General features: G+C 69.6%; 15 protein-coding genes and 1 riboswitch. Of the genes, 5 read left to right on the top strand and 10 right to left on the bottom strand.

Annotation, left to right across the window (positions count from 1 at the left end):
- Positions 1–41 precede the first annotated feature (41 nt).
- From P7V53_RS01120 to glcF, 3 genes are read left to right on the top strand one after another with little or no spacing between them, the layout of a single operon-like run.
- Positions 42–1,544, top strand: a complete 1,503-nt coding sequence (locus tag P7V53_RS01120; RefSeq protein WP_280153637.1) for an FAD-linked oxidase C-terminal domain-containing protein — start codon at positions 42–44, stop codon at positions 1,542–1,544.
- A gap of 5 nt (positions 1,545–1,549) precedes the next feature.
- Positions 1,550–2,647, top strand: a complete 1,098-nt coding sequence (glcE, locus tag P7V53_RS01115; protein ID WP_280153636.1) for a glycolate oxidase subunit GlcE — start codon at positions 1,550–1,552, stop codon at positions 2,645–2,647.
- Between the two features lie 7 nt (positions 2,648–2,654).
- Complete coding sequence (gene glcF / locus P7V53_RS01110) at positions 2,655–3,887, top strand: glycolate oxidase subunit GlcF (RefSeq protein ID WP_280153635.1); 1,233 nt, start codon at positions 2,655–2,657, stop codon at positions 3,885–3,887.
- A gap of 9 nt (positions 3,888–3,896) precedes the next feature.
- On the opposite strand, the gene P7V53_RS01105 is transcribed toward glcF, so the two are convergent.
- A complete protein-coding gene (locus tag P7V53_RS01105) occupies positions 3,897–4,346 on the bottom strand; it encodes a cytochrome c (protein ID WP_280153634.1) in 450 nt (149 codons plus the stop codon).
- Positions 4,347–4,539: 193 nt separating this feature from the next.
- Here P7V53_RS01105 and P7V53_RS01100 point away from each other — a divergent pair, with 193 nt between their 5' ends.
- Positions 4,540–4,995: an SET domain-containing protein-lysine N-methyltransferase gene (locus P7V53_RS01100; protein ID WP_280153633.1), complete on the top strand. Its 456-nt coding sequence runs from the start codon at positions 4,540–4,542 to the stop codon at positions 4,993–4,995.
- 17 nt (positions 4,996–5,012) lie between these two features.
- Here the strand turns inward: P7V53_RS01100 and P7V53_RS01095 are convergent, their stop codons facing one another.
- The 7 genes from P7V53_RS01095 to P7V53_RS01065 form a co-directional block, all read right to left on the bottom strand.
- The gene (locus tag P7V53_RS01095; RefSeq protein ID WP_280153632.1) at positions 5,013–5,429 is read right to left on the bottom strand and encodes a hypothetical protein; all 417 of its coding nucleotides are present in this window, start codon (positions 5,427–5,429) and stop codon (positions 5,013–5,015) included.
- Positions 5,429–5,893, bottom strand: a complete 465-nt coding sequence (locus P7V53_RS01090) for an NUDIX domain-containing protein (protein ID WP_280153631.1) — start codon at positions 5,891–5,893, stop codon at positions 5,429–5,431. The genes P7V53_RS01095 and P7V53_RS01090 overlap by 1 nt, the downstream gene beginning before the upstream one ends.
- 1 nt (position 5,894) lies before the next feature.
- Complete coding sequence (locus P7V53_RS01085) at positions 5,895–6,485, bottom strand: thioredoxin fold domain-containing protein (RefSeq protein ID WP_280153630.1); 591 nt, start codon at positions 6,483–6,485, stop codon at positions 5,895–5,897.
- Between the two features lie 115 nt (positions 6,486–6,600).
- Entirely contained in the window at positions 6,601–7,569 is a 969-nt protein-coding gene (locus tag P7V53_RS01080) for a DMT family transporter (RefSeq protein WP_280153629.1), read from the bottom strand.
- Positions 7,570–7,573: 4 nt separating this feature from the next.
- Positions 7,574–8,398 carry an AraC family transcriptional regulator gene (locus tag P7V53_RS01075; protein WP_280153628.1) on the bottom strand — a complete coding sequence of 275 codons (825 nt, stop codon included), beginning with the start codon at positions 8,396–8,398 and terminating at the stop codon, positions 7,574–7,576.
- Positions 8,398–10,500, bottom strand: a complete 2,103-nt coding sequence (locus tag P7V53_RS01070) for a M13 family metallopeptidase (protein ID WP_280153627.1) — start codon at positions 10,498–10,500, stop codon at positions 8,398–8,400. Before P7V53_RS01070 ends, P7V53_RS01075 begins: the two co-directional genes overlap by 1 nt.
- 68 nt (positions 10,501–10,568) lie before the next feature.
- Entirely contained in the window at positions 10,569–11,060 is a 492-nt protein-coding gene (locus tag P7V53_RS01065) for a 6,7-dimethyl-8-ribityllumazine synthase (RefSeq protein ID WP_280153626.1), read from the bottom strand.
- A gap of 79 nt (positions 11,061–11,139) precedes the next feature.
- A riboswitch (FMN riboswitch) is annotated at positions 11,140–11,296 on the bottom strand.
- Positions 11,297–11,387: 91 nt separating this feature from the next.
- On the opposite strand from P7V53_RS01065, the gene P7V53_RS01060 reads away from it, so the two are divergent.
- Positions 11,388–11,945 carry a putative glycolipid-binding domain-containing protein gene (locus tag P7V53_RS01060; RefSeq protein ID WP_280153625.1) on the top strand — a complete coding sequence of 186 codons (558 nt, stop codon included), beginning with the start codon at positions 11,388–11,390 and terminating at the stop codon, positions 11,943–11,945.
- Positions 11,946–11,967: 22 nt separating this feature from the next.
- Here P7V53_RS01060 and P7V53_RS01055 read toward each other — a convergent pair whose 3' ends face one another.
- Positions 11,968–12,765, bottom strand: coding sequence for a tetratricopeptide repeat protein (locus P7V53_RS01055; RefSeq protein ID WP_280153624.1), 798 nt, complete (start codon positions 12,763–12,765; stop codon positions 11,968–11,970).
- An 11-nt stretch (positions 12,766–12,776) separates the two neighbouring features.
- Positions 12,777–13,676, bottom strand: a complete 900-nt coding sequence (locus tag P7V53_RS01050; protein WP_280153623.1) for a Ku protein — start codon at positions 13,674–13,676, stop codon at positions 12,777–12,779.
- Positions 13,677–13,681 lie beyond the last annotated feature (5 nt).

Raw genomic sequence — 13,681 nt, 5'->3', positions numbered from 1 at the left:
TTGACCCGCCGCACACCACCCCGCGCGGTACATTGCCAGACGTGAAAGCCGCCCCGCACGCCGAGCCCGCCAGCCGCGCCGATCGCACGCAGCGCCAGGCCGTGGTGGTCGCCGAGCTGTCGGCCCATCTGCCCGCGCACGCCTTGCTGTGGCAGTCGGAAGACACCGTGCCGTACGAGTGCGACGGACTCACCGCATACCGCCAGCAACCGCTCGTGGTTGCGCTGCCCGAGACCGAGGACCAGGTGGCGGCCGTGCTGCGCACCTGCCACCGCCTCGGCGTGCCGGTGGTCGCGCGCGGCGCCGGAACGGGCCTGTCGGGCGGCGCGCTGCCGCACGCGCTGGGCGTCACGCTCAGCCTGGCCAAGTTCAAGCAGATCGTCGAGATCGATCCTCTGTCGCGCACGGCGCGCGTGCAGTGCGGCGTGCGCAACCTCGCGATCAGCGAAGCCGCCAGGTCGCACGGCCTTTACTACGCCCCCGACCCGAGCAGCCAGATCGCCTGCACCATCGGCGGCAACGTTGCCGAGAACTCCGGCGGCGTGCATTGCCTGAAATACGGGCTCACGCTGCACAACGTGCTGCGCGTGCGCGGCTATACCGTCGAGGGCCAGCCGGTCGAGTTCGGCAGCGGCGCGCTCGACGCCGCCGGACTCGATCTGCTCTGCGTGATCGTCGGCAGCGAAGGCATGCTGGCCGTCATCACCGAGGTCACGGTCAGGCTGATTCCGCTGCCCCAGGTGGCGCGCTGCATCATGGCCAGCTTCGACGACATCCGCCACGCCGGCGACGCGGTGGCCAACGTCATCGCTGCCGGCATCGTGCCGGCCGGCCTCGAGATGATGGACAAGCCGATGACCGCGGCGGTCGAGGACTTCGTGCACGCCGGCTACGACCTGGACGCCGCGGCCATCCTGCTGTGCGAGAGCGACGGCACGCCGGAAGAGGTGGACGAGGAGATCGCCCGCATGGTCGAGGTGCTGCGCGCCAGCGGGGCCAGCGGCATCCAGGTCAGCGCCGACGAGGCGCAGCGCCTGCGCTTCTGGAGCGGGCGCAAGAACGCCTTTCCCGCCAGCGGGCGCATCAGTCCCGACTACATGTGCATGGACTCGACGATCCCGCGCAAGCGGCTGGCCGACATCCTCATCGCCATCGCGGCGATGGAGCGCCGCTACGACCTGCGCTGCGTCAACGTGTTCCATGCCGGCGACGGCAACCTGCATCCGCTGATCCTGTTCGACGCCAACGACCCCGACCAGCTGCGCCGCTGCGAGCTGTTCGGCGCCGACATCCTCGAGACCAGCGTGGCGCTCGGCGGCACGGTGACCGGCGAGCACGGCGTCGGCATCGAGAAGCTGTCGTCGATGTGCGTGCAGTTCTCGCCGGCCGAGCGCGAGCAGATGCTGGCGCTCAAGCACGCCTTCGACCGCAAGGAGCTGCTCAATCCCGGCAAGGTCATCCCGACGCTGTCGCGCTGCGCCGAGTACGGAAAGATGCACGTACGGCGCGGCCTGCTGCCGTTCGCCGACATCCCGCGATTCTGAAGTTCGTGGACGCCACCGACCCTGCGCTGCAGCGCCTCATCGACCGCGTGCAATCGGCGCAATCGGCCGGCGCGCAACTGTGCATCCGCGGGGGCGGCACCAAGGACTTCTACGGCGAGAGACCGCAAGGCGAGCTGCTCGACACCACCGTGCTGGAGGGCATCTCCAGCTACGAGCCGACCGAGCTGGTCGTCACGGCACGCTGCGGCACCTCGCTGGCCAGGCTCGAAGCGACCCTGGCCGAGCGCGGACAGTGCCTGGCGTTCGAGCCGCCGCATTACGCGCCGGGCACCACCGTCGGCGGCATGGTCGCCGCCGGCCTCTCGGGTCCGTCGCGCGCGGCAGTCGGCGCGGTGCGCGACTACGTGCTGGGCGCCACGCTGCTCAACGGCCGCGGCGAGGTGCTGAGCTTCGGCGGCCAGGTCATGAAGAACGTCGCCGGCTACGACGTGTCGCGCCTGCTCGCCGGCTCGCTCGGCGTGCTGGGCGTGATCCTGGAGGTCTCGCTGAAGGTGCTGCCCGTCGCTCCGGCCACGGCCACGCTGCGCTTTCGAATGAGCCAGGCCGACGCACTGCGGCGCCTCAATGAATGGGCGGGACGTCCGCTGCCGCTGTCGGCCAGCGCCTGGTGGAGCGGCACGCTGCTGCTGCGGCTGCGCGGCGCCCAGGCGGCCGTCGATGCAGCGATCACCGCACTGGGCGGCGAGCTCGTCGAGCCGGAGTTCGCCGCAGCGTTCTGGCAGGGCGTGCGCAACCACGGCGACGACTTCTTCGAACATGCGCGCGACGCCGTCAACGCGGGCAGCAGCGCGCTGTGGCGCCTGTCGCTGCCCTCCACCGCTGCGCCGATCGAGCTCGGCGGCCCGCAGCTCATCGAATGGGGCGGTGCCCAGCGCTGGCTCGTCACCGACGCCGGCGCGGGCGTCGTGCGCGATGCCGCGATCCGCGCGGGCGGCCATGCGACGCTGTTTCGCGCGCTCGACAAGTCGGCCGGCGTGTTCGCGCCGCTGCAGTCGCCGCTGGACCGCCTGCACCGGGACCTGAAGAAGGCCTTCGATCCCGCGGGCATCTTCAACCCCGGCCGGCTGTACCCCGGACTCTGAGGCGGCAATGCAAACGCAACTTTCCGACGAATTCAAGGACACGCCGGCGGGCCGGGAAGCCGAAGGCATCCTGCGCAAGTGCGTGCATTGCGGGTTCTGCACCGCCACCTGCCCCACCTACCAGGTGCTGGGCGACGAGCTCGACGGGCCGCGCGGCCGCATCTACCTGATGAAGCAGGTGCTCGAGGGCCACGAGCCGACGCGCCGGACGCAAATCCACCTGGACCGCTGCCTGACCTGCCGCAATTGCGAGACGACCTGCCCTTCGGGCGTCGACTACGGCCACCTCGTGGAGATCGGGCGCCGGATCGTCGAGGAGCGCGTGCCGCGGCCAGGCGGCGAGCGTGCAGTGCGCTGGCTGCTGAAGGAGGGGCTCACGTCGCCGCTGTTCGCGCCCGCGATGAAGCTGGGACAGGCGGTGCGGCCGCTCTTGCCGGCGGCGCTGAAGGCAAAGGTGGCAGTGAAGTCGGGGCCCGGCGCGCATCGCTGGCCCACACGCGAGCATGCACGCGCCGTGCTGCTGCTCGCCGGCTGCGTGCAGCCGGCGATGCTGCCCAACATCAACAGCGCCACCGCCCGCGTGCTGGATGCAGCCGGCATCCAGACGCTTGTCGCGAAGGAGGCCGGCTGCTGCGGCGCGATCCGGCTGCACCTGAACGATCCCGAGGGCGGCCTGGACGACATGCGACGCAACATCGATGCGTGGTGGCCGCTGGTGTCCTCGGGCCGCGTCGAGGCGATCGTCATGAACGCCTCCGGTTGCGGCGTGACGGTCAAGGACTACGGCCATGCGCTGGCGCACGACCCGGCGTATGCGGACAAGGCGCGGCGCATCGCCGAGCTCACCCGCGACCTGAGCGAGCTGCTGCCCGAGCTCGTGCCGCTGCTGCGCGAGCGGCTGCAGCCCCACGGCACCACGCCGCTGGCCTTCCATCCGCCCTGCACGCTGCAGCACGGACAGAACCTGCGCGGGCTGGTCGAGACACACCTGCCGGCGCTCGGCTTCGAGGTGAAGCTGGCGCCGCACGAAAGCAACCTCTGCTGCGGATCGGCCGGGACCTACTCGGTGCTGCAGCCCGAGATGGCGATCACCTTGCGCGACCGCAAGCTGGCGCAGCTCGCGCCGCTGAAGCCCCAGGTCATCGTGTCGGCCAACGTCGGGTGCATCCAGCATCTGCAGAGCGGCACCGCCACGCCGGTGCGGCACTGGGTGGAGGTGCTGGACGAGGCGTTGCGGTGATGCCGGGGATCACTTCTCCCGGAAGTCGTCGTGGCAGCTCTTGCAGGTCTTGGCCGCCTCGCCAAAGGCAGCCTTGACCTGATCGGGATTGCCGCTCTTGGCGGCGACGTTGAGCTTGGCGACCTCCTCCTGCATGCGGGAGGCGTTGGCCTTGAACTTGTCAGGCTCCTTCCAGATCTCGGGCTTGGCCTTGGTGTTGCCCTTGTCGGTGCCCTCCACGAAGCCGGCGAAGGGCAGTCGCGAGACGAAGGCGACGACCTCGGCGTTGTCGGCAGCGGCTTTCGCGTCGAACGGCACCTTGCCTTGCGCCATCGCACCGAGCCGGCCGAAATGCGCGCCCATCACCGCCATGCCGCCCTGGCGATACTTGATCGCGTCCTCCGGCTTGGCGAACTGGGCTGCGGCAGGCAGCGAGGTGGCCAGGCCGAGGGCGGCCAGGCAGAGCAATCGGACTTTCATGCGGCTTTCCTTTCCTTCGTCGAAGTGGTGGGAGGGATTCGAACAGCGAACGAGATCGAACCGTGTACGCATGGAACCCCCCGCTTCTTCCTGAAACAAGCGATCGCCCCCGATGGTCGATCATGATGAGAAGAACTGTGCCCGGGTACGCGCCTTGCCGCAACCACGGCCTCGATCCCGTTCGCATCCGACGATGAACGCCGTCCTGACCCCGCTGGCCGGCGCCGTCGCCGTGGAAGTGCGCCCCAGCACCATCCACGGCGAAGGCGTCTTCGCGCTGCGCAGCCTGCCGCCGGGATGGCGGGTCGGCGTCTACGAAGGGCGCCGCTATGGCCCCGAAGAGCTGCGCGAGCGGCCGCCGGAGCGGGAGATGACGTATGTCTTCGGCTTGTCGGACGGCACGCTGATCGACGCCGCGGACGGCGGCAACGCCACGCGCCACATCAACCACTCGTGCGAGCCCAACTGCCAGGCGAACGAGGAGATGGCAGACGACGGCGAGCTCGACATCGTCATCCGCACGAAGCGCCGCATCCGCGCGGGCGAGGAGCTGTCCATCGACTACCGGCTGGACGTCGGCGGGGACGATCCGGCGCGCTACGTCTGCCGCTGCGGGTCAGCGCGCTGCCGCGGCACCATGGCCCTTTAGGTCACCGCGAGGCAGGCCTACTTCTTCAGCTGATCGATGCGGTTGCGCACCGCGCGACTGACGAACATCCGCTCGAAGGCGTTGGCGTCCTTCATCAATTGCTCGCCCTCCAGCTGACAGGTGCGCTGCAGCTTGTCGAGCTCGGCCGGCGGCAGCTGCGCCTGCGCCTTTTCGGCGCCGCGCAGCAGCTCATCGGCCTGTGGCGCCCGCACTCCCTGCTTGTAGACCGTGCCGACGAACGCGAACGACGATGTCACGATCGGCACCAGGGGCGCTTCGGCGGCCGCATCGCCTCGCTTGAGCCGCTGCGCCAGCGGCTCGGCGCGCGCCTTCAGAGCGGCCACGCAGGCGGCGCAGCGGGCCGGCGTGGGCGCGGCCGCGGCCGCGCCGGCGATGCCAGCCAGCACGGCGGCCATCACCAACACCCGGCGCATCACAGCGGACGGGCGAGCCGTCCCCAGCTCGTCAGCCGTGACAGCGTGTCGGGCAAGGACAAGGTCGCGGTGAGCAGCTGGCTCAGGTTGCGCGCACAACGCTCGGCCACCGTGGCGAAGGGCGTCCAGGCGAAGCCGTCCATCTCGGGCCGCATGCGGCCGAAGCGGTCGGCGAATTGCGTGCGACAGCGGCATCGCGCGGTGTCGAAGCGCTCGGTGAGCGCCGCGAACAGCCACAGGTCCTTCGACGGCCGATAAGCGTAGCGGCCCAGTTCCAGCAGGTCGTCGGGCAGGAACACCAGCGCGGTCTCCTCCGCAGTCTCGCGCAGGGCGGTCTCGACCTGCGACTCGCCGTCCTCGCCGTGGCCCTTGGGAATGTCCCAGCGCGACGACCCCGTCGCATGGCACAGCAGCAATTCGCTGTCCGCGTTGAGCACGAGGATGCCGCAACTCGTCGTCTTCATGCTACATGCCGACCATCGCGGCCAGCTGCTCGCTCGGCACGACACCGGCATGCACACCGTAGTCGCCGGTCTTGCCGTTCTTGAACACGATCAGCGGCACGCTCTCTTCGCCGATCTTGTTGAACAGCTCGGTATTGGCCTTGACCCTGGCGAGCGCTTCGTCGCTGAGCGACGAAGCGACCGTGATGCCGCCGCGGCGCTCGAGCACGCTGGCCTCGTTCTCGGCCATCGCGGCGGCCGGGTCGCGCGCCGACAGGATGGTCGCGGCCTGCGGCGCCGACGACTTCTGCAGCCAGCCGATGGGAATCCAGACCATCTTGAGCTTGGTGGCAAGCGGCTTCGACTGGGTCCACAGCGTGGCGCAGTGCGGGCAGGTGGGATCGAAGAAGACGTAGACGGTGTTGGCCGCCATCATCGAGCCGACCGTGAAGCCGCTGGCCCGCCCGGCCATCTCGTACGCGTCCTTCGGGGCGGGCTTTTGCGCGGACGGCGTCGCAGCGGCGGGCGTGGCGGCCTTGTCGCCACAGGCGGCAACCGCCAGGGCAGCCAGCGCAGTGGCGGAGCTGCGGCAGAGAAAGCGTCTTCGGTTCATGCGGCTCATCGTTGTTTCGGAGGGTTGACCGGCCGGGGCGCCGGGGACCTGCTTCGGCCCGGAAAGGCCGGTCGAGTTCAATCCGATTGTCAGGCGACAGGCCTGGCCGTGAGGCTCAACCGGCGTGACCCTCGGCCGCCAGCGGTTCGGGACGTGCGCGCAGCGCCCAAACCACGCCGCCGATGAGCGCCGTGATACCGGCCGCGGTGGCCGCATCGGGCCACCGGCCCCGCAGCACGAAGGCGTAAGCCAGCGCGGACAAGGTCTCGAACACGATGAGCTGGCCGGCCAGCGTGGTCGGCAGGCGCTGGCTGGCCTCGTTCCAGCACAGCGTGCCGGCCCACGAAGCAAGCAGGCCGATGGCCAGCATGAGGCCGATGAAGAGCATGGGCGTCGGACCGAAAGGCATGTCGAAGGGCGCATCGGTCGCCGCATCCCAGGCCGCATACAGCACGCAGCCGGCGAAGGCCAGCGGCAAGGTGGTGAGACCCTGCGCCGTGGCCCAGCTTCGCGGGCTGCGGTCCGGATGGGCGCGCAGCCAGTCGGCATTGCGAATGGGATACCACGTCCAGCACGCCACCGCCACGATTGCCAGCACCGCGCCGGTGGCATAGCGCGTCGGATCCGCAGCCGGGTCGTTGCGCAGGTGCCGCAGCTCGACCTGGTTCACGAGCGCGATGCCGACACCGATCAGCGCGAGCGAGGGCGCGAGCTGACGCCACGGCAGGCGCCCGTCGCGCCGCGCGTCGCGCAGGTTGGACACGATGGCGATGACCACCGGCAGCGTGCCGATGATCATCGTCGGCAATGGCGCGCCGGCACGCTGGATGGCTCCGGCCAGGCACACGTAATAGAGCAGGTTGCCGATCGCCGACAGCTTCAGCGCCTCGATCCAGTCCGCCCGCGCCAGCTGCCTCAGGCGGGCACGGTCCCACCAGGCGATCGGCAAGGCGATGAGGCCGAACGCGAGATAGCGTGCGAACGACAGCAGCGGCGCCGGATAGTCAGGCAGCAGCAGGGGGGCGATGAAGACCAGGCCCCACATCAGGCCGGCGGCCAGTGCGAACAGACAACCGATGAACATCCGCTCAGTCTGCGGCGGCGCGCCGGACCGGTCTTGTACCCAATTGCTGCTGGTAGCGCCCCGGCGTCACGCCGTACATGCGGGCGAAGCGGCGGGTCAGGTGCGCCTGGTCCACCAGGCCGACATCGGCAGCGGCCTCGGCCGGCGCGACGCCGGCGGCCAGCAGCTGCTTGGCGCGATGCAGGCGCAGCGCCATCAGCATGCGATGCGGCGTCACGTGGTGCTGCGCCTTGAAGCGGCGCAGGAAATGGAACGGACTGAGCCCGGCGGCCGCGGCCAGCTGCTCCAGCGACAGCGTGTCGGCGAGGCGGTCGTGCATCAGCGCCACGGCCCGGTCGAGCACGCTGTCGGGACGCGCGGCCGAAGGAGCGCGGGCGCCGCGTGCATGCGGACGGATCGTGTCGAGCAGCTCGCCGAGCGCGCCGTCCAGCGCGAGCGCATCGGCACCTTGCCACATCGCGGCCAGCAGCCGGCTCACGCGCTGCGCCGCCGCGGTGTCGTGTCCCACCGGGTCGGCGAACCACCAGCCGGGCTCGCCGGTGACCTCGGCCACCACGTCGGCATCGATGTAGACCATGCGGTAGCGCCAACCCTGCGCCGTCTCGGCGCGCCCGGTGTGCAGCACGTCCGGGTTCATCAGCACCAGCGACTGCGGCGGCGCCAGATGCTCGCCGCCGCGGTAGCGGAAGCGCTCCACGCCCGACTCGATCGCGCCCAGCCCGAAAGCCTCGTGGGTGTGCGGGTCGAAGGCATGGCGGACGATGTGGGCGCGGTAGAGCTCCACGCCGGGGCGATGGATGCGCTTGAACTCCGCGGCATCGACGTGCATCACCACACCTTGCAGACCTTGTCGCGCACCATCGGCTGGCCGCGCTTGCACTGGAACGCCTGCGCGAACTCCGGCATGTTGGACACCACGCCGTTGACGCGATGGCGATTGGGCGAATGCGGATCCGTGAGCGCGCGCAGCCGCAGAATCTCGGGGCGCTCGTTGCTGCAGCCCCATTGCGCCATGCCGATGAAGAAGCGCTGGTCCGGCGTGAGGCCGTCGCGCGGCTCGAGCTTCTGGTTCGCGGTGACGGCCTTCCATGCCATGTAGGCGAGCACGGTGCCGCCCAGATCGGCCACATCCTCGCCCAGCGTCAGCCGGCCGTTGATCTTCACGTCGTCGACCACGGTGTAGTGCGAGTACTGGTCGACGATGCAGGCGGTGCGCCGGTTGAATTGCGCCGCATCGGCCTTGCCCCACCAATCACGCAGGTTGCCCTGCGCATCGAACTGCCGCCCTTCGTCGTCGAAGCCGTGGGTCAGCTCGTGGCCTATCGTCGAGCCGGTGTTGCCGAAGTTCGGCGCGTCGTCCATCTTCGGATCGAACAGCGGCGGCTGCAGGATGCCGGCCGGGAAGTTGATCGAGTTGAGCTGGGCGTCGTAGTAGGCGTTGACCGTCGGCGGCGTCATGCCCCATTCCTCGCGGTCGACCGGCTTGCCCACCTTGGCGAGCTGGCGCCGTGCCTCGAAGGCGCGGCTGCGCGTCACGTTGCCGAAGAAGTCGTCGCGGCGGATCTCGACCGCCCCGTAGTCGCGCCAGCGATCGGGATAGCCGATCTTGTTGACCAGCGTGCGAAGCTTGGCAAGCGCCGCCTCCTTGGTCTTCGGGCCCATCCAGGGCAGCGACTGGATGCGCTGGTGCATCGCCTCTTCGATCGCGCGCGTCATGTCCGCGGCGCGCTGCTGGGTCTCGGGCGCGAAGGTGTGCTTGACGAACACCTGTCCGAGCGCCTCGCCGAGATCGCGGTCGACCCAGCGCACGCAGCGCTTCCAGCGCGGCGGCATGGTCTCGACCCCCTGCAGCTTGCGCGAGTAGAAATCGAAGCTGGCTGTCGCGAACGGCGATGCGAGGTAGGGCGATTCGCTGTTGACGATGTTCCAGCGCAGATAGGTCTTCCAGTCGGCCAGCGGCCGCTGCTGGAGCAGGCTGCTGAGCTTGCGGAAGAACGCCGGCTGCGCGACGTTGATCGGCGTGGCGGCGGGCACCGTCGATGCCTGCAGGTAGGCCGGCCAATCGAAGGCCGGTGCGATCTTGCGCAGCTGCACCAGCGACATCCGGTGGTAGACCTTGTACGGATCGCGGCGCTGCTCGCGGGTCAGCGATGAGCGCGCCAGTTCCGTCTCGATGGCCATCACCGTCTTGGCCGCCGCTTCGGCGGCCGCCCGTGCATCGCCCTGCAGCTCGAAGATGCGCACGATGTGCGCGTGGTAGGCAGCGCGGATGTCGCGCGAGCGCTTGTCGGGCTTCAGGTAGTGGTCACGGTCGGGCAGCCCCAGGCCGCCGGCGTCGGCGCCCGCGATGACCTGCGCGGAGTTGGCGAAGTCCTGCTCCGAGCCGAAGCGGAACATCGCATCGCTGGCGCTGTGCAGGTGCAGCTGCGCCACCAGCGGCGCCGCCTCCTTCACCGACGTGAGGGCAGCGACGCGGGCAAGAAAGGGCTGCAGGGGTGTCAGCCCGGCTGCGTCGATGGCCGGAGTGTCCATGCAGGCGGCGAAGTGGTCGCCGGTCTTCTGCTCCGACGGCGCACGATCCGGTCGCTGCACCGCTGCGTCGGCCAGCAGGCCCCAGAGGAAGCGCAGGTTCTCTTCGTGCAGCTTGCTGTAGACGTCCCAGCTCGCCTGGTCGGGAGGCAGCGGGTTGTTCTGCTGCCAGCCGCCGCAGGCGTAGCGGTAGAAGTCGACGCAGGGGTCGGCGCTGCGGTCGAGCGAGTGCAGGTCGAGGCCGGGCGAGTACGGCAGCGACTTCAGGGGCTGGTCGCGCCGCTCGGCGGGCTGGGCGAAAACGCAGGCGAGCGACAGGGCAAGAGCGCCGGCGATGCCGAGGCGCAGGAGTGAGGGGCAAGGGGGCATGACGGCGGGGTGCAGCGAGCGAGACAGCAGCATGCCACGGCAGAGGCTCGCCTGCGGCCGGCATGTCCGGACGGGACGCCGGCCGTCCGGATTCGACGTCGTCAGCGCAGGGCACCCGCCGGATCGATCGCCCTCATGCGCTCGATGGTCTGCAGGCAGGCGCGAGCCACCTCGGCACCCTTCTTCACGAAGTGCTCGCCGAAGAAGCGCTGGTGGTCTTCGTGTTCGTGAAAGTCGCGCGGCGTCAGCACGGCCGACAGCACCGGCACGCCGGTTTCCAGCTGCACCTGCATCAAGCCGTCGATGACGGCCGATGCGACGAACTCGTGCCGGTAGATGCCACCGTTGACCACGAGTCCGCAGGCGACGATGGCGTCGTAGCGGCCGCTCTGTGCGAGCTTCTTCGCATGCAGCGGAATCTCGAAGGCGCCGGGGACCTCGAAGTGGTCGACCTGGCCTGCGGGCAGCCGACTTCGCTCGAACTCCGACAGCAAGGCCTGCCGGGCGCGATCGACGATGTCACGATGCCAGGCCGAACACACGACCGCCACACGCGGCGGTTGGTCCGGGAACGACGGAAGGATCTGATTCATGGGTTTCCTCTTTCGAAGTGACGACCAGAACCAGGGCGCGCGAGACGGCGCGGCCGACGCATCATGTGCGGCAGCGCAGTCGCGTTTCTCTTTCATCCGGACTGTGACCGTCGGCCCTGGCCTCGCACCAGGTCTGCTGACCCCGCCCATCGTGCCGACGGCCGGGCGCTCGCGGGCTCCTGCGCTGTCGCGCAGATACCGCCGGTGGGGAATTCCGCCCCGCCCTGAGAACGCTGCCAGCCCGCAAGGGCCGGCGCGATGATTCTAGGAAGGCGCTGCCCGGCGCGATGTCACACCCGCTACATCACACCACGCAAGGAGATGGGCATGAGCGAGACGGTTGCAAGCGCACTGTGGCAACGGCTGGACACGCCGGGACACGACGCCTGCCTCGTGCGGCGCCTGCCGCACGGCTGGCGCCTGAGCGGGACGGCGGTGTTCCGGCAGGAAAACGTCCCGTGCCAGCTCCAGTACCAGGTGGACGCCGATGCGCAGTGGCGCAGCGTGGCCGCATCGGTCGCCGGCTGGTCCGGCGCCGACCGGATCGAGGTGGCGATCGCGGCGCTGGAAGGCGGTCGGTGGACGCTCAACGGGGTGGAGCAGCCGCTGGCGAGCGGCTGCGTCGACATCGACCTGGGCTTCACGCCGGCCACCAATCTGATCCTGCTGCGCCGGCTCGAGCTGCCGCTCGGCGTGACGGTGCCCGCGCCCGCCGCGTGGATGGAATTTCCGGACCTGCGCCTGCAGCGGCTGGAGCAGAGCTATCGGCGCCTCGACGAGCGGCGGTTCGATTACCGGGGAGCGCCGGCGTATGAAGGGGTGCTGGTGGTGGACGGGGACGCCTTGATCGTGGAGTACCCGGGACTGTGGTCTGCGGTGCGCTGAGGTCGCGCTTGTGCTTCGCTGCTCACCGCTGCAACCGCCGGTACTCGCTGTAGTGCCGGATCGCCTTCGTCGCGTGACCCAGCATCTCGTGCAGCCGCGCCGCGTTGTAGTGCGCGTCCGCGAATCCCGGCGACAGGCTCATGCAGCGCTCGTAGGCGGCCAGCGCGTCCTCGATCCGGTCCAGGTCCTCCAGCGCCACCGCGAGATTGAAATGCAGCAGCGGCTCGTCGGGACAGTGCCGCAGGCCGCTGCGGTACAGCGTCACCGCCTCGTCGCAGCGCTGCGCGTCGCACAGCAGCACGCCGAGGTTCAGGTAGGCGTCGGCGCAGCCCGGCTCGTCGGCGATGGCGCGGCGATAGGCCTGCTCGGCGGAGCGCTTGTCGCTGGCTTCGAGCTCGATGCCGCGCTGGAACCAGTCGGTGCTTTCCTGCGGCACGCGCGACAGGAAGCTCACCGTGCCCTGCGCGGGCAGCACCTCGAAGTCCATCAGCAGCTGCCCCGAATCGGCGTGCCACTGCGTGGCGCCCTGCTTCACCGCGATCTCGTTGCCGACGGCGGTGATGCGCAGGCCGGTCAGCGGCAGCTCCTCGGGCAGCGTGGCCTTCAGGTGCTTCAGCGAGCGCAGGATCTTGCGCGGCGCAATGTGTGCCGCCTGCAGGCTGTGCGCGGTGCGCAGCAGCACCACGTCCTGGAAGCTGAAGCGGTATTCGCGGTGCTTGCCGCGGCTCGGCGTGACGAAACCCGACGCGACGAGACCGCTGATGACGGCCTTCGAAACGCCCAGCATGTCCTGGAGGTCGCGCAGGCTGTACGTCTCCATTCAGCGATGCGTCACTTGCGTGCGCGCGCCCGCGCCGGCGGCGCCTCGGGCGCCGCCGCGGTCGCGGCGCGCTTGGGCGCCTTGCGCTCCTTGGCCGGCTCTGCCGCGGGCTCGGGCGCGGCCTTGGCGGGGGGCTTGCGCGAGCTGAGGCTTGCGCGCAGCGCCTCGGTGAGGTCGATGATCTGGCCGCCGGCCGGCTCGGCGGCCGCTTCGTTGACGACGATCTGCTTGCCTTCGATCTTCTCGTCGATGGCCTTGAGCACGCGCTGCTTCTCTTCGTCGTGGAACTCGCTCGGGTCGTAGGTGTCGGCCGAGATCTGGTCGATCAGCTGCAGTGCGAGCTGCAGCTCCGGCTTCTGGATGTCGGCGCCCTCGATGTCGAGGTCCTTCATGGAGCGCACCTCGTCGGCGTACAGCAGCTGCTGCAGGATGAGCCCGTCCTCGCCCGGCCGCACCTGCACGACGTACTGCTTGCCCTTCCATACCCAGCGCGCCAGCGCGCAGCGCCCGCTCTCGCGCATCGCTTCCATCAGCAGCCGGTACGGCTTGGCGCCGCGCTTGTCGGGGGCCAGGTAGTAGGCCTTGTCGTAATAGATGGGGTCGACCGCCGCGAGCGGGATGAAGGAGATGATGTCGATGGTGTGCCGCGCCGACTCCTCCAGCGCCTTCAGCTCGGTGGGCGTGAACGTGACGTAGCGGTCCTTGTCGAACTCGTAGCCCTTGATCATGTCGGCGCGCTCGACGACCACGCCCTCCTTCAGGCAGACGTACTGCTGCTTGAGCCGCGAGCCGCAGTTGTGCAGCAGGTTGAAGCTGACGCTGCCGGACGTTTCGGTGGCCGAGAAAACCTTCACCGGGATCGACACCAGACCGAAGCTGAGCGAAAGCGTTGCGATGGAACGGGCTGCCATGGCGG

The sequence above is a fragment of the Piscinibacter sp. XHJ-5 genome (assembly GCF_029855045.1).
GTDB lineage: Bacteria > Pseudomonadota > Gammaproteobacteria > Burkholderiales > Burkholderiaceae_C > Albitalea.
Note: the sequence above shows the minus strand (reverse complement) of the source record. Positions and strands in the feature narration are given on the sequence as shown.

Excerpts from the sequence above, each read along its gene's own strand:
- P7V53_RS01065 (WP_280153626.1), bottom strand. The coding sequence starts at position 11,060 with ATGAATCAGATCCTTCCGTCGTTCCCGGACCAACCGCCGCGTGTGGCG.
- P7V53_RS01060 (WP_280153625.1), top strand. The coding sequence starts at position 11,388 with ATGAGCGAGACGGTTGCAAGCGCACTGTGGCAACGGCTGGACACGCCG.
- P7V53_RS01085 (WP_280153630.1), bottom strand. The coding sequence starts at position 6,485 with ATGAACCGAAGACGCTTTCTCTGCCGCAGCTCCGCCACTGCGCTGGCT.
- P7V53_RS01070 (WP_280153627.1), bottom strand. The coding sequence starts at position 10,500 with ATGCTGCTGTCTCGCTCGCTGCACCCCGCCGTCATGCCCCCTTGCCCC.
- P7V53_RS01095 (WP_280153632.1), bottom strand. The coding sequence starts at position 5,429 with ATGCGCCGGGTGTTGGTGATGGCCGCCGTGCTGGCTGGCATCGCCGGC.
- P7V53_RS01105 (WP_280153634.1), bottom strand. The coding sequence starts at position 4,346 with ATGAAAGTCCGATTGCTCTGCCTGGCCGCCCTCGGCCTGGCCACCTCG.
- P7V53_RS01090 (WP_280153631.1), bottom strand. The coding sequence starts at position 5,893 with ATGAAGACGACGAGTTGCGGCATCCTCGTGCTCAACGCGGACAGCGAA.
- P7V53_RS01050 (WP_280153623.1), bottom strand. The coding sequence starts at position 13,676 with ATGGCAGCCCGTTCCATCGCAACGCTTTCGCTCAGCTTCGGTCTGGTG.
- P7V53_RS01055 (WP_280153624.1), bottom strand. The coding sequence starts at position 12,765 with ATGGAGACGTACAGCCTGCGCGACCTCCAGGACATGCTGGGCGTTTCG.
- P7V53_RS01075 (WP_280153628.1), bottom strand. The coding sequence starts at position 8,398 with ATGCACGTCGATGCCGCGGAGTTCAAGCGCATCCATCGCCCCGGCGTG.
- P7V53_RS01100 (WP_280153633.1), top strand. The coding sequence starts at position 4,540 with ATGAACGCCGTCCTGACCCCGCTGGCCGGCGCCGTCGCCGTGGAAGTG.
- glcF (WP_280153635.1), top strand. The coding sequence starts at position 2,655 with ATGCAAACGCAACTTTCCGACGAATTCAAGGACACGCCGGCGGGCCGG.
- P7V53_RS01080 (WP_280153629.1), bottom strand. The coding sequence starts at position 7,569 with ATGTTCATCGGTTGTCTGTTCGCACTGGCCGCCGGCCTGATGTGGGGC.